The organism is Paracoccus gahaiensis (genome assembly GCF_005048225.1).
Taxonomy (GTDB): Bacteria; Pseudomonadota; Alphaproteobacteria; order Rhodobacterales; family Rhodobacteraceae; genus Paracoccus; species Paracoccus gahaiensis.
Genome location: NZ_SUNI01000006.1, coordinates 21,126 through 40,805, shown reverse-complemented (window position 1 = coordinate 40,805; position 19,680 = coordinate 21,126). Strand labels below are relative to the sequence as shown.

General features: G+C 69.9%; 16 protein-coding genes. 5 read left to right on the top strand and 11 right to left on the bottom strand.

Annotation, left to right across the window (positions count from 1 at the left end; translation table 11 throughout):
- Nucleotides 1-98 precede the first annotated feature (98 nt).
- Entirely contained in the window at nt 99-3,539 is a 3,441-nt protein-coding gene (putA, locus tag FA743_RS08980; RefSeq protein WP_136885767.1) for a bifunctional proline dehydrogenase/L-glutamate gamma-semialdehyde dehydrogenase PutA, read from the bottom strand.
- Between the two features lie 106 nt (nt 3,540-3,645).
- On the opposite strand from putA, the gene FA743_RS08975 reads away from it, so the two are divergent.
- Nucleotides 3,646-4,116, top strand: a complete 471-nt coding sequence (locus tag FA743_RS08975) for an Lrp/AsnC family transcriptional regulator (protein ID WP_136885765.1) — start codon at nt 3,646-3,648, stop codon at nt 4,114-4,116.
- Here FA743_RS08975 and selB read toward each other — a convergent pair.
- The 7 genes from selB to FA743_RS20990 form a co-directional block, all read right to left on the bottom strand.
- A complete protein-coding gene (gene selB, locus FA743_RS08970; RefSeq protein WP_136885763.1) occupies nt 4,099-5,997 on the bottom strand; it encodes a selenocysteine-specific translation elongation factor in 1,899 nt (632 codons plus the stop codon). The two genes, FA743_RS08975 and selB, sit on opposite strands and share 18 nt — an antisense overlap.
- Nucleotides 5,994-7,355, bottom strand: coding sequence for an L-seryl-tRNA(Sec) selenium transferase (selA, locus tag FA743_RS08965; protein WP_136885761.1), 1,362 nt, complete (start codon nt 7,353-7,355; stop codon nt 5,994-5,996). The genes selB and selA overlap by 4 nt, the downstream gene beginning before the upstream one ends.
- The gene (gene fdhE / locus FA743_RS08960) at nt 7,355-8,269 is read right to left on the bottom strand and encodes a formate dehydrogenase accessory protein FdhE (protein ID WP_136885759.1); all 915 of its coding nucleotides are present in this window, start codon (nt 8,267-8,269) and stop codon (nt 7,355-7,357) included. Before fdhE ends, selA begins: the two co-directional genes overlap by 1 nt.
- 69 nt (nt 8,270-8,338) lie before the next feature.
- Nucleotides 8,339-9,028, bottom strand: a complete 690-nt coding sequence (locus tag FA743_RS08955; RefSeq protein ID WP_136885757.1) for a formate dehydrogenase subunit gamma — start codon at nt 9,026-9,028, stop codon at nt 8,339-8,341.
- Complete coding sequence (fdxH, locus tag FA743_RS08950; RefSeq protein WP_211242224.1) at nt 9,028-10,026, bottom strand: formate dehydrogenase subunit beta; 999 nt, start codon at nt 10,024-10,026, stop codon at nt 9,028-9,030. Before fdxH ends, FA743_RS08955 begins: the two co-directional genes overlap by 1 nt.
- Nucleotides 10,023-12,491 (bottom strand): formate dehydrogenase-N subunit alpha, encoded by a 2,469-nt coding sequence (fdnG, locus tag FA743_RS08945; protein ID WP_211242223.1) that lies wholly within the window; start codon nt 12,489-12,491, stop codon nt 10,023-10,025. Before fdnG ends, fdxH begins: the two co-directional genes overlap by 4 nt.
- A gap of 12 nt (nt 12,492-12,503) precedes the next feature.
- Nucleotides 12,504-13,103, bottom strand: coding sequence for a molybdopterin-dependent oxidoreductase (locus tag FA743_RS20990; protein ID WP_211242222.1), 600 nt, complete (start codon nt 13,101-13,103; stop codon nt 12,504-12,506).
- Between the two features lie 324 nt (nt 13,104-13,427).
- Here FA743_RS20990 and FA743_RS08940 point away from each other — a divergent pair, with 324 nt between their 5' ends.
- Genes FA743_RS08940 through FA743_RS08930 form a run of 3 tightly spaced genes read left to right on the top strand, consistent with a single transcriptional unit; the run spans nt 13,428 to nt 16,492 of the window.
- A complete protein-coding gene (locus tag FA743_RS08940; protein ID WP_136885753.1) occupies nt 13,428-14,291 on the top strand; it encodes a putative selenate ABC transporter substrate-binding protein in 864 nt (287 codons plus the stop codon).
- A 7-nt stretch (nt 14,292-14,298) separates the two neighbouring features.
- On the top strand, nt 14,299-14,955 hold the full coding sequence (locus tag FA743_RS08935) for an ATP-binding cassette domain-containing protein (protein WP_136885751.1): 657 nt from the start codon (nt 14,299-14,301) through the stop codon (nt 14,953-14,955).
- Nucleotides 14,948-16,492 carry a PhnE/PtxC family ABC transporter permease gene (locus FA743_RS08930; protein WP_136885749.1) on the top strand — a complete coding sequence of 515 codons (1,545 nt, stop codon included), beginning with the start codon at nt 14,948-14,950 and terminating at the stop codon, nt 16,490-16,492. The genes FA743_RS08935 and FA743_RS08930 overlap by 8 nt, the downstream gene beginning before the upstream one ends.
- A gap of 12 nt (nt 16,493-16,504) precedes the next feature.
- Here FA743_RS08930 and FA743_RS08925 read toward each other — a convergent pair whose 3' ends face one another.
- Nucleotides 16,505-17,131 (bottom strand): acyl-homoserine-lactone synthase, encoded by a 627-nt coding sequence (locus FA743_RS08925; protein WP_169308824.1) that lies wholly within the window; start codon nt 17,129-17,131, stop codon nt 16,505-16,507.
- Between the two features lie 11 nt (nt 17,132-17,142).
- Nucleotides 17,143-17,346: a hypothetical protein gene (locus tag FA743_RS08920; RefSeq protein ID WP_136885745.1), complete on the bottom strand. Its 204-nt coding sequence runs from the start codon at nt 17,344-17,346 to the stop codon at nt 17,143-17,145.
- A 141-nt stretch (nt 17,347-17,487) separates the two neighbouring features.
- On the opposite strand from FA743_RS08920, the gene FA743_RS08915 reads away from it, so the two are divergent.
- Complete coding sequence (locus FA743_RS08915; protein WP_136885743.1) at nt 17,488-18,105, top strand: helix-turn-helix transcriptional regulator; 618 nt, start codon at nt 17,488-17,490, stop codon at nt 18,103-18,105.
- A 36-nt stretch (nt 18,106-18,141) separates the two neighbouring features.
- Here FA743_RS08915 and xylB read toward each other — a convergent pair whose 3' ends face one another.
- Nucleotides 18,142-19,590, bottom strand: coding sequence for a xylulokinase (xylB, locus tag FA743_RS08910; protein WP_136885741.1), 1,449 nt, complete (start codon nt 19,588-19,590; stop codon nt 18,142-18,144).
- Nucleotides 19,591-19,680 lie beyond the last annotated feature (90 nt).

Here is a 19,680-nt window from a genome sequence, read left to right as displayed (position 1 = left end):
CCGGTCCTGTTGATGGACCGGGGGCGCTGTGATGACAAGGGCAGCCGTGGACGGGGGCAGCCCTGCCGGGGTGGCGGTGTGACGCGGGCGGGCCGGGCTCAGCCGGCCAGAAGCGCGGCATTGCCCCCGGCGGCGGTGGTGTCGACGCAGAGATGCCGCTCGTGGCACAGATGCGCGCGGTCGGGCAGGGCGGTGATCAGCGCCACCAGCGGGCCGGGACGTGCGGCCAGCGCCTGCGCCAGCGCGCGGCCGGTGGCCGCGTCGCCCCACCAGAGGACGCCCGCCAGATCCGGCAGGGCCGCGATCTCGTCGGGGGCGAGGGAGCCTTCGGCGCCGACCGCCTGTCCTTGGCCCCGCGTCACCGCCGCCATCTGTGCCGCCACTGCCGCAGGGCCGGGGCCGAGGCAGAGGATGGGGCCGCGCGACAGGGTTTGCAGGCGGTTCAGCTCTCCGGTGGGGCCGGGCATCAGCATCTCGGTCGGCGCGGGGGCCGGCGGGGGGGCGGTCAGCGCCTTGGTCAGACGCGGGGCGCTGTCGGTCGTGGTCCAGGCGGTGCCGGGTTGCGGCGCCTCGGGCGCCAGAAAGCGCGGTAGATAGAGCGGCCCGCCCGCCTTGGGGCCGGTGCCCGACAGCCCCTCGCCGCCGAAGGGCTGGCTGCCGACCGTGGCGCCGACCTGGTTGCGGTTCACGTAGAGATTGCCGGCATGGATGGCCTGCGTCACCTCCTGCACGCGGCTGTCGATGCGGGTGTGCAGGCCGAAGGTCAGCCCGTAGCCGCGCGCGTTGATGGCCGCGACGACCTTGTCCAGATCACGGGCCTTGTAGGTCGCGACATGCAGGACGGGGCCGAAGATCTCGTGATCCAGATCCTCGATGCCCGCAACGCGCAGCAGGGTGGGGGGGACGAAATGGCCGGTCTCGGGCGCGGCGATCCGGTGCAGGAGGCGGTCCTGGCGGGCGGCGAGATAGTCGAGGATGCCGGCCTTCGCCTCGGCATCGATCACCGGGCCGACATCGGTGGCCAGATCCCAGGGATCGCCCACACGCAGCTGATCCATCGCGCCCTTGATCATGTCGATCAGATGCGGGGCCACGTCCTCCTGCACATAGAGGCAACGCAGCGCCGAGCAGCGCTGGCCGGCCGAGCGGAAGCTGGAGGCCATGATGTCGCGCACCGCCTGTTCGGGCAGGGCGGTGCTGTCGACGATCATCGCGTTGAGGCCGCCGGTTTCGGCGATCAGCGGCGTGCCGGGCGCCATGTGATCGGCCATGCTGGCGGCGATGAGCCGCGCGGTGTCGGTGCCGCCGGTGAAGACCACGCCATTGATGCGCGCATCGCGGGTCAGGGCCGCGCCGACCGTGCCGCCCTCTCCGGGCAGCAGTTGCAGGGCATGGGTCGGCACGCCCGCGCGGTGCAGCAGGCGCACGGCATGGGCGGCGATCAGCGGGGTCTGCTCTGCGGGCTTGGCCAGCACGGCATTGCCGGCCATCAGCGCGGCGGCGATCTGGCCGGTGAAGATCGCCAGCGGGAAGTTCCACGGGCTGATCGCGGCGATGATCCCGCGCGGGGCGCGCGTGTCGCCCTCGCCCTGGCCGGCATAGTAGCGCAGGAAGTCCACCGCCTCGCGCAGTTCCGCCACCGCGTCGTTCAGCGTCTTGCCGGCCTCGCGCGTGAGGATGCCGAAGATCGGGCCGAACTCGGCCTCGTAGAGATCGGCGGCGCGGCGCAGGATCGCGGCGCGCGCGGGCGCGGGGGCGGTCCAGGGGCGGGCATTCGTGATGGCCTGGGCGACGGTGGTGTCGTCGGCGTTCGTGACCTGGGCGATCGGTTCGCCGGTGGCGGGGTTGGTAATCGGTTGCGTGGTAGCATCGCCGGGGGGCCAGCCCCCCGGGCCCCCCGGGATATTTTCGCCAAGATGAAGGAGGGGCGCGGCGTCTTCGGGGCGGGTGTCGCGGGCGGTGAAGATGGTGTGCAGGGTGTCTTCGGCGGTCAGGTCGAAGCCTTGGGAATTGGTGCGGCCCGCGCCGTAGAGGGCGTGGGGGGCGAGGAGGGCCTCAGGGGCATGGGCCTCGGCCAGGGCGTCGAAGGGATCGCGGGCGATCTCTTCGGGGGAGACCTCGTCATCGACGATCTGGTTGACGAAGCTGGAATTGGCGCCGTTTTCCAGAAGGCGGCGGACCAGATAGGCCAGCAGGTCCTGATGCGCGCCCACGGGTGCGTAGATGCGGCAGGCGGTGCGGCTGTCCTTCAGCACGATGTCGTGCAGGCGTTCGCCCATGCCGTGCAGGCGCTGGAACTCGAAGGGCGCGGCACCGCCCAGATTGCCGGCCAGTTCCAGGACGGCGGCAACCGAATGGGCGTTGTGGGTGGCGAATTGCGGATAGATGCGGTCGGTCATTCCCAGCAGCTTCTTCGCCAGCGCGACATAGCTGACATCGGTCGCCGTCTTCGAGGTGAAGAGCGGGAAGTCGGGCAGCCCCTCGACCTGGGCGCGTTTCATCTCGGTGTCCCAATAGGCACCCTTGACCAGGCGCAGCATGATGCGGCGGTCGTGCTGGCGGGCCAGCGCGTGCAGCGCGTCGATCATCGCCCCGGCGCGCTTGCCATAGGCCTGCACGACGACGCCGAAGCCGTCCCATCCGGCCAGCTCGGGGTCGGGCAGCACGGCGGCGATCACCTTCAGCGACAGGGCCAGGCGGTCCTGCTCCTCGGCGTCGATGTTCAGGCCCATGTTCGCGGCTTTCGCCTGACGGGCCAGGTCGCGGACCACGGGGACCAGCTCGGCCATCACGCGGGCCTCCTGCGCCACCTCGTAGCGGGGGTGCAGCGCCGACAGCTTGATCGAGATGCCGGGGTTCTTCGCCACCGAGCCATGGGTGCAGGCGCCCGCGATGGCGGCGATCGCCTTGCGGTATTCCTGCGCATAGCGGTCGGCGTCATGGGCGGTCATCGCCGCCTCGCCCAGCATGTCGTAGCTGTAGGTATAGCCCTTGGCCTCCTGCCCCTTGGCGCGGTCCAGCGCGGCGTCGATGGTCTGGCCCAAGACGAACTGCCGCCCCATCTCGCGCATGGCGCGGGTGACGGCGGTGCGGATCACCGGCTCTCCAAGCCGTCGGATCGCGCCGCGCAGCGTGCCCGCCAGGCCCGGCTGGTTGTCGTCCAGCACCCGACCCGTCAGCATCAGGGCCCAGGTCGAGGCATTGACCATGCTGGAGGAGCTGTCGCCCAGATGGCGGCCCCAATCGGACGGTGCGATCTTGTCCTCGATCAGCGCGTCGATGGTGGCGCGGTCGGGAACGCGCAGCATCGCCTCGGCCAGGCACATCAGCGCCACGCCCTCGCGGGTGGAAAGGCCGTATTCGGCCAGCATCAGCTCCATCATCGTGGGCTTCGAGTCGCTGCGGATGCGGCGGATCAGGGTGGCGGCGCGCGCGCTGATGCGGGCGCGGATGTCGGGGGCCAGCCCGGCCTCCCCGATCAGGCGGTCCAGAAGGGGGCCTTCGGGCTGGAACTTGGCGGTCGAATCGAGATCGTGCATGGCGGGCCCCCTTGGTTGTGCAGGCAGGATAGCGCGGCACGACTGGACGTTGTGACCAATCTTGGGGCAGGATGCAGGCGGATGTCCCAAATGATGGCGCTTCGACATGACCGACCTGCTGGATCCGATCAACCGCCGCATCCTGGCCGAGCTGCTGGCCAATGCCCGCATCCCGGTGACGGAGCTGGCGCGCAAGGTGGGGCTGTCGAAGACCCCCGTCGCCCTGCGCATCCGCCAGCTGGAAGAGGCCGGGCTGATCACCGGCTATCGCGCGATCCTGTCGCCGGTGCGGCTTGGCCTGACCCATGTGACCTATGTCGAGGTGCGCGTGACCGACACCCGCCAGAAAGCATTGGAGGCGTTCAACACGGCCATCCGCGCCGTGCCCGAGGTCGAGGAATGCTACATGATCGCGGGGGGGTTCGATTACCTGCTGAAGGTGCGGTCGCGCGACATGGCGGACTATCGCCGGATCATGGCCGAGCGGATTTCCGTGCTGCCGCATGTGCATGCAACCTCCAGCCATGTGGCGATGGAGGCGGTGGTGGAGCAGGGGGGCCTAAGCCTCTCCGAATAGGTCCAGCCGGTGCGGGTTCAGGCGGCGCAGGTCGCCCCTGCGCAGGGTGACGCCGTGGCGGTCGAAGAAATCCAGGATCTCGATGGCGACCTTGCGGCCGTTCTGCACCCGGTCGCGGAACAGGGGGGCGGTGAACCAGCCATCCTCGGTCTTGGCCGCCACGTCGCGCAGGATGGCGACCATGGCGGCGGTGACCTCGCGGGCGAAGAAGTGGTCATGGGCGATCTGGTCGGTGCGGCCCAGCTTCTGGGTCAGGCGCAGGATGCGGCGGATGTCCTTTTCGTCCGCGCCGAACTCGGTGGCGAAGTCGCGGACCCGGGGCGGGCGATAGCGTAGATCGCCCAGCAGGGCGGGACGGATGCGGTCCCAGATCGCCTCGTCCTCGGGTGACAGGCGGACCTCGTGGCCGGGCAGGCGCAGGAAGGCGCCATCCGGGACGATGCGGCCCGCCTCGGATTCGATGCGCAGCAGCGCGAGGAAGGCGTCCTTGGGCAGGCGCGGGGTCAGCGCCAGGCGCAGGCGTTCGCGCCCCAAGCCCGGCAGGTCGGGATTGGCCTCGTGGAACTGCGTCAGCTGGTCGGTGATGCCCGCGCGCAGCGTCTCCAGATGGGCGGGCGACAGGGCGAGGCTCGCGACGGTCGTGCCGCCCGCCGCTGCCAGCGCGGCCTGCGCCTGATCCGGCGACAGGCTGCGGTCGCGGGCGAAGACGGTCATGTCCTGGGGCGCGATGGCCAGCAGGGCGGACAGGGGATCCGGCGCGCGGGCGGCGCTTATCAGGGCCAGGCGTTCCGGCGTGCGGCGCTTGCGGGCGGGGGGGCGCAGGTCCAGGAAGCGGCCCCCGCCGATGGTGCGGCTGGCCGAGACGTCGCGCAAAATGAAGCGGTCGCCGATGGCCGCGGCGATGGGGCGGTCCAGCACGATCTGGACCGGTCCGGCCTCGCCCGGCGCGATGGGGTCGCCAAGTGGCACGATGCGGGCGCCGACCTCGGTCGCGTGGCTGTGCAGGCGGGCAGGGAACCAGGTGCCGATGGGCTTGGGCTCGCCGGCCAGCACGGTCAGGCGGGCGTCGATGCGGGCGGTGGGGGCGTGCAGCGAAGGCGTCAGGACGATGTCGCCGCGATGAAGCGCGTCCTTGGTCACGTCCTCTCCGGCCAGATTGAGGGCGCAGCGCTGGCCGGCCAGGCCTTCGGTCGCGGGGCGGTTCTGGGCGTGGATGGCGCGGACGCGGGCGGTGATGCCCGAGGGGCTGACGGTGACCGCATCGCCCACCGCGATGCGGCCCGTCAGCACGGTGCCGGTGACGACCGTGCCCGCGCCCTGCAGGGTGAAGCTGCGATCCACCGCCAGCCGGAAGGGACCATGGGCCGCGCGGGCGGTGGTGTCGGCCTCGGCCGCCAGAAGGGCGGCGCGCAGGGCCTCGATCCCCTCGCCGGTGACGGTCGAGACGGGCAGGATGGGCGCATCGGCCAGCGCGCTGCCCGCCAGCGTCTCGCGAATCTGGGCGGTGACCTCGGCGCGCCGCGCGTCGTCCGCCAGATCGGCCTTGGTCAGCGCGACCAGCCCGCGCGGCAGGCCCAGCAGGTCCAGGATCGCCAGATGCTCGCGCGTCTGCGGCATCACGCCGTCGTCGCAGGCCACGACCAGCAGCGCCAGATCGATCCCGCCCGCGCCCGCCAGCATGGTGTGGATCAGCCGCTCGTGGCCCGGCACGTCGACGAAGCCGGTGACCGCGCCGCCCCCCAGATCGGCATAGGCAAAGCCCAGGTCGATGGTGATGCCGCGCGCCTTCTCCTCGGCCAGGCGGTCGGCATCGGTGCCGGTCAGCGCCTTCACCAGCGCGGTCTTGCCGTGGTCGATATGGCCTGCGGTGCCGACGATCATGGCGCCAGCGCGTCCAGCAGGTCGCCATCGGCGCCGAGGCAGCGCAGGTCCAGGATCAGCGCGCCCGCATGGATATGGCCCAGCACCGGGCGGGGCAGGGCGCGCAGCCGTGCGGCCAGCCGGTCGGGCGCATCGCCCCCCGCCCCGGTGATCCGCAGCCCCGCCGAGGGGATCGTGTCGGTCGGCAGCGAGCCCGAGCCGATCTGGCTGGCGCAGTCCGTCACCGTCACCGCGTGATCGGGCAGCAGCGCCGCGACCTGCGGGGCCAGCCGGGCGGCCTGCGCGGCGATGTCCGCCTGCGGCCGCGACAGCATCCGCAGCACCGGCAGGCGCCGGTCCAGCCGGTCCGGGTCGCGATAGAGGCGCAGCGTCGCCTCCAGCGCCGCGATGCGGATCTTGTCCAGCCGCAGGGCGCGCTTCATGGGGTTCCTGTTGATCTGGGCGATCAGGTCGCGGCGGCCCAGGATGAAGCCCGCCTGCGGCCCGCCCAGCAGCTTGTCGCCCGAGAAGGTGATGAGGTCGGCGCCCTCGGCCACCGCCTCGGCCACGGTGGGTTCGCGGCGCAGCCCCCATCGGGACAGATCGACCAGCGACCCGGCGCCCAGATCGTTCATCATGATGACGCCCGCATCGCGGGCCAGCGCCGCCAGATCGGGGGCGGCGACCTCGGCCGTGAAGCCGTCGATGCGGTAGTTCGAGGTATGGACCTTGAGGATCAGGCCGGTGCGGTCGGTGATCGCCTCGACATAGTCGCGGGGATGGGTGCGGTTCGTGGTGCCGACCTCGACCAGATGGGTGCCCGCGCGGGCCATGATGTCGGGCATGCGGAAGGCGCCGCCGATCTCGATCAGCTCGCCGCGCGAGACGAGGCTGTCGCGCCCCAGCCCGAAGGTGTTCAGCGCGATCAGCACGGCGGCGGCGTTGTTGTTGACGATGGTGGCGTCCTCGGCCCCCGTCAGCTCGCACAGAAGGCCGCGCAGGTGGTCGTCGCGCTGGCCCCGCGCTCCGGTGGTCAGGTCGTATTCCAGCGCCAGCGGCGCGGCCATGGCGGCGCTGGCCGCCGCGATCGCCTCGTCCGCCAGGATCGCGCGGCCCAGATTGGTGTGCAGGACGGTGCCGGTCAGGTTCAGGATCGGGCGCAGCCGGGTCGCGGCCTGCCCCGCCAGATCGGCGGCCAGCAGATGCGGCAGGCGCGCGGCCTCGGTGGCGCCGTCGGCGCCCTCGCGGATGGCCGTGCGGGCCGCATCCAGCCGGGCGCGCGCGGCCTGCGTCACGGCCTGACGGCCATGATCCTCGACCAGCGCGGGCAGGGCGGCCAGCAGCTGGTCGACGGCGGGCAGCGCGCGAAAGCCCGACATCAGAACCCGGTCAGGAAGGGGTTCACGCCCCCGCGCCGAAGGCCGGTATCCTTCATCATCAGATCGAGGCCCAGGCTGGCCACGTCGTCGGCCACGGGTTCAAGGCTGTGGTTCTTGTTCTGGTAGAGGATCTTGACCCAGGAATCGCAATCCCCGCAGACCTCGGCGCGGACGGTCGCCTCGGTCGTCTCGACGCTGCGATAGCTGATGGCGGCGGTCGATCCGCAGCAGAGGCAGGTCAGCCGGACCTCGTTCCATTGCGTCTGGCAGCAGGCGCAGGCGGCATAGCGGACGCCGTCCAGATCACCCACCCCGATGACCGAGGAGGTCGCGGGCCGCCCCCCGCAGGCGGGGCAGACCCCGGTGCGGATCGGGACCAGCTGGCGCGCCTCCAGCGTCGCGGCGCGCCGCGCCATGTGCAGCTGCACCGCCAGCGCCGCGAACAGATGCGGGGCGACGCTGTCCTCGGGGACGGTGTCGGACAGGATGTTCTCCAGCAGCCAGTGCCGGTCGGCCAGCGGGGCCGAGGTCACCGCCAGCAGCGCCATCCGGGCGGGGTCGGGCATCTCCAATTCCGCCGCCGCCGTCAGCACGCGGTCGAGGATGTCGTGCAGCTGCGGATCGGTGGCCTCGGCCCGACGGTCCAGTGGCGGCATGCGGCTTTCGCGGGCCAGCCGCACGCGGTCGGGGGACAGGGGGGTGGCGGGGGGCAGGTCGCGGGCGAGGCGCGCCTGCAGGTCCGACAGCCTGCCCAGGAAGGCAAGCCAAGGCCCCAGATTGGCGCTGTGCCCGGCCAGGAAGTCCAGCCGCTTGGCGCGGGTCGAAAACAGCCGCGCGGGATCGGGCAGGAAGGCCAGGGGCGCGGTGGGCACGCCGCCGATCGCGGAGGGGTCGGGTTGGGGAAAGCGGGTCATGAAGGTCTCCGGGCCGACCGGCCACAGGGATGGTCCTTGGGGGTGCAGTCGGCGGTTGTGGCCGGCAGATTACTCTGCCGGGCCTTTCGTGTCGCGGCTGGCGATCTCTCGCAGCCATTTGCGGTGATGGCGCCAGGCCCATCCGCCGGTCACCGTGCCCCGGGTCATCGCCCGCAGCGTGCCGCGCGTCCAGATGGCGGCATAGACATGCATGATGAACACCAGGATGATCGCCACCGCGGCCAGCGCATGGACCAGCACCGCCACGCGGCGCACCGGCACGCTGACCAGATGGCCGACGACCTGCTGCCAGATCAGCACGCCCGAGACGATCAGCACGACGATCAGCCCGGTCATGCCCCAGAAGACGAACTTCTGCCCGGCATTGTACTTGCCCAGTTCCGGCAGGTTGTCCTCGTTGCCCTTGACCACGTCGCCGATCTTGGTGACCCAGGTCGTGTCCTCGGGCTTGGGCATGTTCAGGCGCCACAGCTGGATGAACATCAGGGCGAAGCTGACGAACAGCACCACGCCGATGATCGGGTGGATCCAGCGGGTGATCTGCCCGCCGCCGAAGAGGGCGGTCAGGAAGTACAGCGCCGGGTCGAACAGCGCCAGCCCCGACAGGGCCAGCGCGATCAGGCAGAAAGCCGTGACCCAGTGGTTGGCGCGGGTGAAGCCGCGATAGCGGCTCACCTCGACCGGGGCACGGCTTTCGATCCGGTCGCCACGTTCCGAATAATAGGGGCGGTGCGCCATCAGGCGGGCCCCCCCTTGTGCGGATCCTCGTCGGGGTCGCGGCCTTCGACCACCAGCGTCTTGGCGGCCTCGGTGTCATGCTCCTCGACCTCGTTGCCGCGCGAGAACAGGCCGTGCAGCGTGGCCCCCACCGCCGCCAGACCGATGACGGCCAGACCGGCGGTCTTGGTGACGCCCTTCCAGCCCTCGACGATGGGCGAGATGCGGGGGTTCTCGGGCAGCTCGTTGTAGATGCCCGGCTTGTCGGCATGATGCAGCACATACATCACATGCGTGCCGCCGACGCCCGCGGGGTCGTAGAGGCCCGCGTTCTCGTAGCCGCGCGACTTCAGATCCTCGATCCGCGTTTCGGCATGGGCCTGCATGTCGGCCTTGGTGCCGAAGACGATGGCCTGCGTGGGGCAGGCCTTGGCACAGGCCGGGCCCTGGCCCACCGCGACGCGGTCCGAACAGAGCGTGCACTTGTAGCTTTTATGATCGACCTGGCTGATGCGCGGGATGTCGAAGGGACAGCCGGTGACGCAATAGCCGCAGCCGATGCAGTTGTCCTTCACGAAATCGACGATCCCGTTGGAATACTGCACGATGGCGCCGGGGGCCGGGCAGGCCTTGAGGCAGCCCGGATCCTCGCAATGCATGCAGCCGTCCTTGCGGATCAGCCATTCCAGATCGTTCGTCGCCGGGTTCTCCCATTCCGCAAAGCGCATCAGGGTGAACATGTTCGGCGTCAGGTCGTGGGGGTTCTCATAGACCCCCACGTTCTCCTCGATCTCGGGATGCGTGTCGTTCCATTCCACGCAGGCGGACTGGCAGGCCTTGCAGCCGATGCATTTGGACACATCGATCAGCTTGGCCAGCTTTTCCAGCTGGCGGTCGGGTTGCGGCACGTTCCGGGTGGCCGAGATGCGGACGATGTCGCCCGCATTGAAATAGGCCTCGGTCGGCTGCACGGGCGGGTTCGAGACCGCCGTGGTCGGGCTGTTGGCCATATCGTTCATGCGACCGGCTCCTCTGCGGCGGGTTCGATGTTGACAAGGAACGCCTTGAATTCCGGCGTGTCCGTGTTGGCGTCACCGACGAAGGGCGTCAGGCTGTTGGGCCCCCAGCCTTTCTTCGCGGCGCCCATGAAGCCCCAATGCAGCGGAATGCCCACCACATGGACGGTCTTGCCGTCGCAGGTCATGGGCTTGATCCGCTTGGTCACCACGGCCTTGGCCCAGACCTGGCCCCGCGCCCCCCAGACCCGGACGCGACCGCCCTTGGTGATGCCGCGCTCGGCCGCCAGCTCCTCGCTGATCTCCACGAAGAACTCGGGCTGCAACGCGGCGTTCACCGGGTTGTGCTTGGTCCAGTAGTGGAAATGCTCGGTCAGGCGGTAGGACGTCGCGACGAAGGGGAATTCGTCGCTGCCGCCAAGCCGCGCCACGTCGGATTCGAAGATCCGGGCCACCGGGTTGCCGCGCATGCGCGGGTTGAACACGTTGGCCATCGGGCTTTCGAAGGGCTCCATATGCGTCGGGAAGGGCCCGTCGCGCATCATGCCCCGGGTGAAGAGCCGCGAGACCCCTTCCTGGTTCATGATGAAGGGGCCGACCTCGGAGGGGTTGGCCGTGGGCGCGATGTCGGGGACATCGTAGCCGCCCCAACGCTCGCCGTCCCATTGCACCAAGGGCCGCGTCGCGTCCCAGGGCTGGCCCTGAAGATCCGCCGAGGCACGGTTGTACAGCACGCGCCGGTTGGCCGGCCAGGCAAAGGCCCAGTTCAGGTACATGCCCACGTCGTCGGGATCGGAATTGTCCCGCCGCGCCATCATGTTGCCCTCTTCGGTCCAGCTGCCGGCATAGATCCAGCAGCCTGCCATGGTCGAGCCGTCGCCGCGCAGCTGCCCGAACCCGGACACCTGCTGGCCCGCCTGCACGATCACCGCGCCCGTCGCCGGGTCGGTCACGTCGCTCAGCGCGCGGCCGTTCATCTCGCGCGCCAGTTCGGACGGATGCGGCTCGCCGGGATCGGCATAGTCCCAGGACAGGTTCACGATCGGATCGGGGAAGGCGCCGCCTTCGGTCCGATACAGCTCGCGCACCCGCGTCCAGATCTGCGCCATGATCCAGGTGTCGTGCTTGGCCTCGCCCGGAGGCGTCGCGCCCGGCCAGTGCCATTGCAGCCAGCGGCCCGAATTGACCAGCGCGCCCTCGTCCTCGGCGAAGCAGGTCGTGGGCAGCTCCAGCACCTCGGTCTGGATCGAGGCCGTGTCCACGTCGTTATGCGCGCCGTGGTTCTGCCAGAAATGCGAGGTCTCGGTGGACAGGGGGTCCATCACGACCAGCATCTTCAGCTTGGACAGGCCCGTGGTGACCTTTTCCCGATTGGGGATGGACAGGAGCGGGTTGAAGCCCTGGCAGAAGTACAGGTTCACCCGGTCGTTGTTCATCAGCTCGAACATGCGCAGGATGTCATAGGCCGGGACATCCAGCTTGGGCAGATAGTCGAAGGCCCAATCGTTTTCCTCGGTGGCGGCATCGCCCCACATGGCCTTGAGGAAGCTGACCATGAAGGTGGGATAGTTCTGCCAGTAGCTGGTCTGGCCGGGCCGCAGCGGCGTGAAGCTGCGGGTGGACAGATAGGTCTGCCAATCGACCTCGGATTCCGTGGGGATGTTCAGATAGCCCGGGATCAGGTTCGACATCAGGCCGATATCGGTCAACCCTTGGATGTTGGAATGCCCGCGCAGCGCGTTCATGCCCCCACCCCGGACGCCGATATTGCCCAGGATCAGCTGCAGCATCGCCATGCCGCGGATGTTCTGCGCGCCCTTGGAATGCTGGGTCCAGCCAAGCGCGTACATCGAGGTCATGGTCTTGTCGACCGCCGAGCATTCGCCGATCATCCCGCAGATGTCGAGGAACTTGTCCCGCGGCGTGCCGGTGATGTTTTCCACGAATTCGGGCGTGTAGACATCGACATGCTTCTTCAGCATCTGCCAGACGCAGCGCGGGTTCTCCAGCGTCGGGTCGGTCAGCGCGAAGCCGTCATCGCCGATCTGGTAATCCCAGCTTTCCTTGTCGAAATCGCGCTTTTCCTCGTCATAGCCGCTGAAAAGCCCGTCCTGCCAGCCGAAATCCTCGCGCACCAGGAAGGAGGCGTTGGTGTAGTCGCGGACATAATCCCACTGCACCTTGTCGTTTTCCATGCACCAGCGGATCGCTCCCATCAGGAAGGCGATGTCGCTGCCCGGACGGATGGGCGCATAGTAATCCGCCACCGAGGCGGTGCGGGTATAGCGCGGATCGACCACGACCAGCTTGGCGCCGCGATGCGCCTTGGCCTCGGTCACCCATTTGAAGCCGCAGGGATGCGCTTCGGCGGCGTTTCCGCCCATCACGATCACCAGGTCGGTGTTCTTGATGTCAGTCCATGGATTGGTCATCGCTCCACGGCCAAATGTCGGGCCCAAACTGGACACCGTCGGGCCGTGTCAGACTCGCGCCTGATTGTCGAATCCCACAATCCCCATGGACCGGACCGTCTTGTAGGTCAGCCATGCGGTTTCGTTGGTGGTGGCGGACGCCGCCAGGAAGCCGGCCGTCGTCCAGCGGTTGACCGGCGTGCCCTCATCGTTCGTGGCGATGAAGTTGGCGTCGCGGTCGTCCTTCAGCTCGCGGGCGATCTTGTCCAGCGCCTCGTCCCAAGAAATCTCCTCGAACTGGTCGCTGCCCGCGCGGCGGATGCGCGGGTGGGTCAGGCGCGTGGGCGCATGGACGAAATCCTTCAGCGCCGCGCCCTTGGGGCACAGCGTTCCGCGGTTCGTCGGGTGATCGGCATCGCCCTCGATATGCATCAGCTCGGCGGTCTCGCCGGCCTTCACGTCGCCGCGCGAATACATGATGATCCCGCAGGCGACCGAGCAATAGGGGCAGGTGTTGCGTGTTTCCGTCGTCGTGGCCAGCTTGTAGGCGCGCACCTGCGCGGCCTCTGCTGCCTCGGCGCTGCCGAAGCCCATGGCTCCAAGCGACGTTGCCGCAACCCCCGCACCCGCAAGCCTCAGAAAGCCGCGGCGCGAAAGGTCGATATTCATGGGGACCTCCCTCTTGCCTGTCTGTCATAGATAGGTACGCGCCTATCGTCCGCCGCTGAACCGCTCGTGTCAAGTCACGCCCGTGCGCGTGGACGCGCGCCCGCGCGCGCGAGGGGCGGTCAGGGGGGCGCCGTCACGGGGCGTCTTGCGGCGGGGCGGGACGCCGGGCTAGACAGGGGCCGCAAGCCGATGCGCCGGGGGCGCTCGGGCCGCAAGGTGCGCCGCGATCCGCGGGGGCTTGACGACATGGCGCGCGGCCCGCAAGGCGGGGCCCGCCGGTCCTCATCCCCCCTCCGTTGCGTTCCTTCGAAAGGCTCCCCCTCCATGACCTTGCGCCTGACTGCCCCGATCCTCGCCGCCGGCCTCTTGCTGGCCGGCATGGCCCATGCCCAAGACACGCTCTATTTCTCGGCCATCCCCGACGAGGACGAGACGCGCCTGGCCGAGCGTTTCGGCGCGGTCGCCGAATACCTGTCCGAGGAGTTGGACGTGCCGGTGCAGTTCGTGCCGGTGAAATCCTACCCGGCCGCGGTCACCGCCTTCCGCAACGACCAGGTGCAGCTGGCCTGGTTCGGCGGGCTGTCGGGCGTGCAGGCGCGGCTGGTCGTGCCGGGCGCCCGCGCCATCGCGCAGGGCGACGAGGACACCAGTTTCGTCAGCTATTTCATCGCCCATACGGATACGGGGCTGGAACGATCCGAGGATTTCCCCGAGGCCACGCGTGGCCTGTCCTTCACCTTCGGGGCCAAGACCTCGACCTCGGGGCGGCTGATGCCCGAGTTCGCCATCCGCGAGAATACCGGCGCGGCGCCCGAGGACTTCTTCGACCGCGTGGGCTTTTCGGGCGATCACAGCCAGACGCTGCGGCTGGTCGCCTCGGGCGCCTGGCAGGTGGGGGCGCTGAACTTCACGGTCTATGATCAGGCCGTGGCCGACGGCGCCCCCGAGGTCGAGACGGCCAAGGTCATCTGGCAGACGCCGCCCTATCCCGATTACAACTGGACCATCCGCGGCGACGTGGACGACCGGTGGGGCGAGGGGTTTGCCGACCGCGTGCAGGCGGCGCTGATCGGCATGGACGATCCCGACCTGCTGGCGGCCTTCCCCCGCAACGCCTTCATCGCCGCCACGAACGACGATTACGCCCCCATCGAAGAGGTCGGCCGCCAGCTGGACCTGCTGGAGTAGGCCTTCCATGCTGCGTCTCGACGGGGCCGATCTGGGCTATGGCGGCGCCCCCGTGCTGGCCGATGTGCGACTGCATGTCGCGCCCGGCGAGCGGGTGGCGCTGCTGGGTCGCAGCGGGTCGGGCAAGTCGACGCTGCTGTCGGCGCTGCATGGCGCCGCGCAGGCGCGCGGGCTGCGGGTCGCGCTGGTGCCGCAGGACGCGGCGCTGGTCCCGCAGCTGAGCGCGCTGCGCAACGTCCTGATGGGGCGGCTGGACGATCACGGCGCCTGGCGCAACCTGCGGACGCTGGTCCGGCCCTCGGCCCCCGACCGGGCGGCGGCGCTGGCCGATCTGGCCCGCGTCGGCCTGACGCCCGAGGCCGACCGCGCCGTCGAGGGGCTGTCGGGCGGGCAGAAGCAGCGCGTGGCGCTGGCCCGCGCCCTGCACCGGGGTGGCGAGCTGATCCTGGGCGACGAGCCCCTCTCCGCCGTCGATCCCCGCCAGTCCGGGGCGCTGGCCGAGGTGCTGCGCGCGGCCTTTCCGACCGCGATCCTGGCGCTGCATGACGTGGCCATCGCCCGCGCCTTCGCCACCCGCGTCATCGGGCTGCGGCAGGGGCGGTTCCTCTTCGATCTGCCGGTGGGCGATCTGGATGCGACGCGGATCGAGGCGCTTTATGGCTAGGCCCGTGCGCCCGCGCCTGTCGCGGTCCCCCCGCCTGTCACGCCCCGGCGTTGTGGCGGGGTTCGTTTTGCTGGCCCTTCTGTGCCTGCCGCTGGCCGATTTGGCCGTGGCGGGGCACGATCCCTGGGCCGCGCTGGCGCGGATGGGGCAGGGTTTCCTGTCCCCCGATTTCAGCGCCATCGAGCAGATCGCCCGCGCCGTCGCCCTGACCGTGGCCTTCGCCGTGGCGGGGGTGGCGCTTGGCGGCGCGGCGGGGCTGGTGCTGGCGCCCTTCTATCGCCTCAGGCCCGTGCGCTGGCTGGCCATCGCGCTGCGGTCCGTGCACGAGCTGTTCTGGGCGCTGCTGCTGCTGCAGGTGCTGGGCATCAGCGTCTGGACGGGCGTCCTGGCCATCGCGCTGCCCTATGCGGGCATCTTCGCCAAGGTCCTGTCCGAGATCCTGGACGAGGCCGATCCCCGCCCCGGCCTGTGGCTGGGTCCGCGGGTCGATCCCTTGACGCGGTTTCTCTGGGCCCGCGCGCCGCTGGCTGTGCCCGAGATGGCGACCTATGCGCTCTACCGGCTGGAATGCGGGCTGCGGTCCTCGGCGGTGCTGGGCTTCGTCGGGCTGCCGACGCTTGGCTATCAGCTGGACACGTTCTTCCGGCAGGGGGATTACGGCGCGGCGGGCGCAGTCATGGCGATCTATATCGCGCTGATCGCCGGCGTGCGGGTCTGGATGCGGCCCCGGCTGGTGGTCCTCTGGCTGGGCTTTGCGGGGGTGATGCTGGGCAGCGTCACCTCGCCGCCGATGGCGCAGGGGGCGCTGTGGCGGTTCCTGTCCAGCGACATCGTCCCCGCGCCGCTGCGGCAGGGCGATCCGGCGGCACTGCTGCCGTGGCTGTGGGATCTGGCGACGGTCGCGATCCTGCCCGGGCTGGCCGCGACGCTGATCGTGGCGCAACTGGCGCTGGTGCTGGCGGGGGCCGTGGCCTTCGCCGCGCAGGCGCTGATCGTGCCGCGCGTGACCGGGCGCGTGGGCGCGGCACTGGGGCATCTGGTGCTGGTGATCCTGCGGTCCTTTCCCGAATACATGCTGGCCTATCTGTTCCTGCAGGTCTGGGGGCCGTCCATGCTGCCCGCCATCCTGGCCCTGGGCCTGCACAACGGCGCCATCATCGGCCATCTGCTGGGGCGGCAGGCCACGGGCCTTGCGCTGCGCCCCGATGCGCCGCGCGGGCTGACGCTGTGGGGGTGGGAGCTGGCGCCGCGCCTCTTCGCGCCCTTCGTGGCGCTGTGCCTCTATCGGTGGGAGATCATCATCCGCGAATCCGCGATCATGGGGATCCTGGGCATCGCCACCCTGGGCTTCTATCTGGACGACGCGATCGGAGAGCTGCGCATGGACCGCGCAGTCGTCATCCTCGCCGCAACCGGGCTGGTCACGGTCGGCATCGACGCGCTGTCACGCGCGATCCGCGCTCGGCTTGGCGCGGGCGATCTGCAGCAGCACGCCGCGCGGCCGGGGGATGTCCCCGGCCAGGCGTCCATCTGCTAGGCGGCCATCGGCTCAGGCGGCCATCTGGGGCTGCCGCACGGCGCAGGCGAAGGCCAGGAACTTGCCGTCGTCATTGCCGACCAGATCGCCCATCTTCCGGGGCGTCCAACCAAGCCGCGTGGCCATCCTGAGGAAGGCGGGCGGGCCCAAGAACAGGCAGTCCGACGCGCCGACCCGGTGCAGATAGGTGTTCGAGGCCTCCAGGATGCGCTCGGCCAGGCCCGGCAAAGGCAGGGCGGCAAAGCGCGTCAGCTCCCAGGCCTGCGGATCGACCGGGGGCTCGCCGTGGCAGAGGTTGGTGGGCATGCCCGGCAGCAGTCCCAGATGCGCGTCGCGGATCATGTAGGAATAGCGCACCGTGCCGCCCCCGAAGGAACAGTCGGTGCGCTTCAGCCGCGCGCCGCCGACCGCGCGACCGTCCTGATGGGCGATCACGTAGACGGTGTCGAAGGTGTCGTATTGCTCGAATTCGATGCCTTCGGCGTGGTGCAGCGGCCAGGCCATGCGGTCCACGAAGATCTGCTTGCGCAGCCGGAAGAAGCTGGCGACCAGATCGAAGCGGTGCATGTCGCGGGGAAGGATAATCGTGTCGACCTGAATATCGGACGCGGGATGAATATCGGACGTGGAATGCGTCATGAGAGTGTCCTTCATTGCCGATACCCTTCCGGCAGCTTCGCCAGGCCCAGGAACTGTCGTCCCCCGGTCGTCTTGTTGGGCAGCCACAGCCCCCAGCTGGTCACCTCGACCTTCAGGACGCCCTCTTCGGCATAGGCGTCGAAATAGGTCAGCATCGTCTCGACCATGTCGCGGCTGAATTCCGCGGTCGCCAGTTTCGGTTCACGAATTCCCATTGCTGTCGATCTCCTCCTTGCAAGATGGAATGAGAGAGCTTTGCGACCGGCCGGGCCCCCTGTCGCGGGAAAAGCGACAGGGTTGCCTTTTCAGTATGTCCGAAAAGGCATATCGTCGGCCGAACATGGCAGGAGCGCGCGATGCTGAACGATCTGATCCCCAATTTCGACGATGAAATCGCGCAGATGCACGCGCTGGCGCCCTCGGGCTGGATCATGGGGTTCAACCTGACCTACAAGGGCCCCGAGCATCTGCACAACGCCTATCCCGACGCCTGGCGGGCGATCTACGAAGAGCGCAACTACTTCTTCGGCGATCCGATCGCGATGTGGACGATGACCCATGACGGCCATGCCCGCTGGTCCGAGGTGCGCATCCCCGACCTGCGCGGCGTGATGCGCGCGGCCAAGCGGTTCCGGCTGAACTATGGGGTGGCGATCTCCCGCAAGGTGGCGGGAAAGCGGTCCTTCCTCACCCTGTCCCATCCCGAGCGCGAGTTCACCGATGACGAGATCGCGCGCTGCTCGGCCCGGTTCCACCTGTGGACCGACATGGTGCTGAACCGCGCCGCGCTGACGGCGGCGGAACTGGACGTGCTGCGCTGCTTTCGCGACGGGCTGGGGCAGATAGAGACCGCAGGCCATCTGGGCATCGCGGAATCGACGGTCAAGCAGCGCGCCCTGAAGGCCTGCGGCAAGCTGGGCGCGAAAAGCCGCACCCAGGCCGTCGCCATCGCCGTGGCGCGCAATTATCTGTGAGATGTCCGATCGGGCAGGTTTTCGCCCCCGCCTGCCCTACTGGACCGCGCGGATGGCCGGATATGCGGTGCGGAACCCCTGCAGCGCCGCGTCGAAGGCCCCGCGCAGGGCCGGATCGGGGGCGATCTCGTCGGTGATGTCGGGGGCGGTCATCACCTGATCGACGCTGCCCCCGCCTGCCGCGACCATGCCGAGCCGGGCGGCGCCCAAGGCTGCGCCGAACTCTCCGGCCTCGGGCAGGGTCAGGGTCACGTCCAGCGCGGTGGCGATGATCTGCAGCCATGTGCGCGACCGCGCGCCGCCGCCGATGGCCATCAGCCGGGTGGGATGGGCGCCCGTCGCCTGCAGCGCGGCCAGGCTGTCGGCCAGGCCGAAGGCCACCCCCTCCAGCACGGCGCGGGCCAGGTCGTCGCGGCCCGTGGCGCTGGCCAGTCCGGTGAAGCTGCCCCGGATGGCGGGGTCGTTGTGCGGCGTCCGCTCGCCCGACAGATAGGGCAGGAAGCGCACCGGCCCCGGCGCCCGCAGCGGCCCCAGATCGGCGGTCAGCGCGGCGGGGCTGGTGCCGGTGATCCGCCCCAGCCAGTTCAGGCAGTCGGTCGCGGCCAGCATCACCCCCATCTGGTACCAGCGCCCCGGCACCGCATGGCAGAAGCTGTGCAGCGCCGTGTCGGGCGCGGGCGCATAGCCGTCGCGCGCCGCCAGCAGCACCCCCGAGGTGCCAAGCGAGACGAAGCCCGCCCCCTCGGCCATCGCGCCGATCCCGCAGGCGGCGGCGGCATTGTCGCCCGCCCCCCCGGCCACGGTGACGGGATGGTCCAGCCCCCATTCGGCAGCCAGATCGGCGCGCAGGTGCCCTGCCGCCTCGGACCCCTCGACCAGGCGCGGCATCTGCGTGCGGGTCATGGTCGTGGCGGCCAGCAGCTCGTCCGACCAGTCGCGCGCGCCGGTGTCCAGCCAAGCGGTCCCCGAGGCATCCGACAGATCGCCCACATGCTCCCCGGTCAGCCACAGGTTCAGATAGGCGGCGGGCAGCAGCACCCGGGCGGCGCGGGCGAACAGATCGGGCTCGTGCGCCGCCATCCAGGCCAGCTTGGGCGCGGTGAAGCCCGGAAAGACGATATTGCCGGTCAGGTCGCGAAAGCGCGGATCGGCGTCCAGGGCGGCCGCCTGAACATGGCTGCGGGTGTCGTTCCACAGGATGCAGGGGCGCAGCACGCGGTCGGCGGCATCCAGCACGGTGGCGCCATGCATGTGCCCCGCCACCCCGATGCCGCGCAGGCCCGCGAACTGGGGATGCGCCGCGCGCAGGTCGGCCACGGCGCCCCGGAAGGCCGCGATCCAGTCGGCGGGGTCCTGCTCGGACCAGCCCGAGGCGGGGTTGGCCACCGCGTAATGACGCTCGGCGGCGCCAAGGGGGCGGCCCTCGTCATCCACCAGCAGCGCCCGCAGGCCCGACGTGCCCAGATCGATTCCCAGATAACTCATGCCCTGTCCCCTTCTCCGGGGCCGTGGCGGACGACCCTCTCCCTGCACCAGACCTTGCCGACCGGAACGGGAATGTCCAGCGGGGGGCGT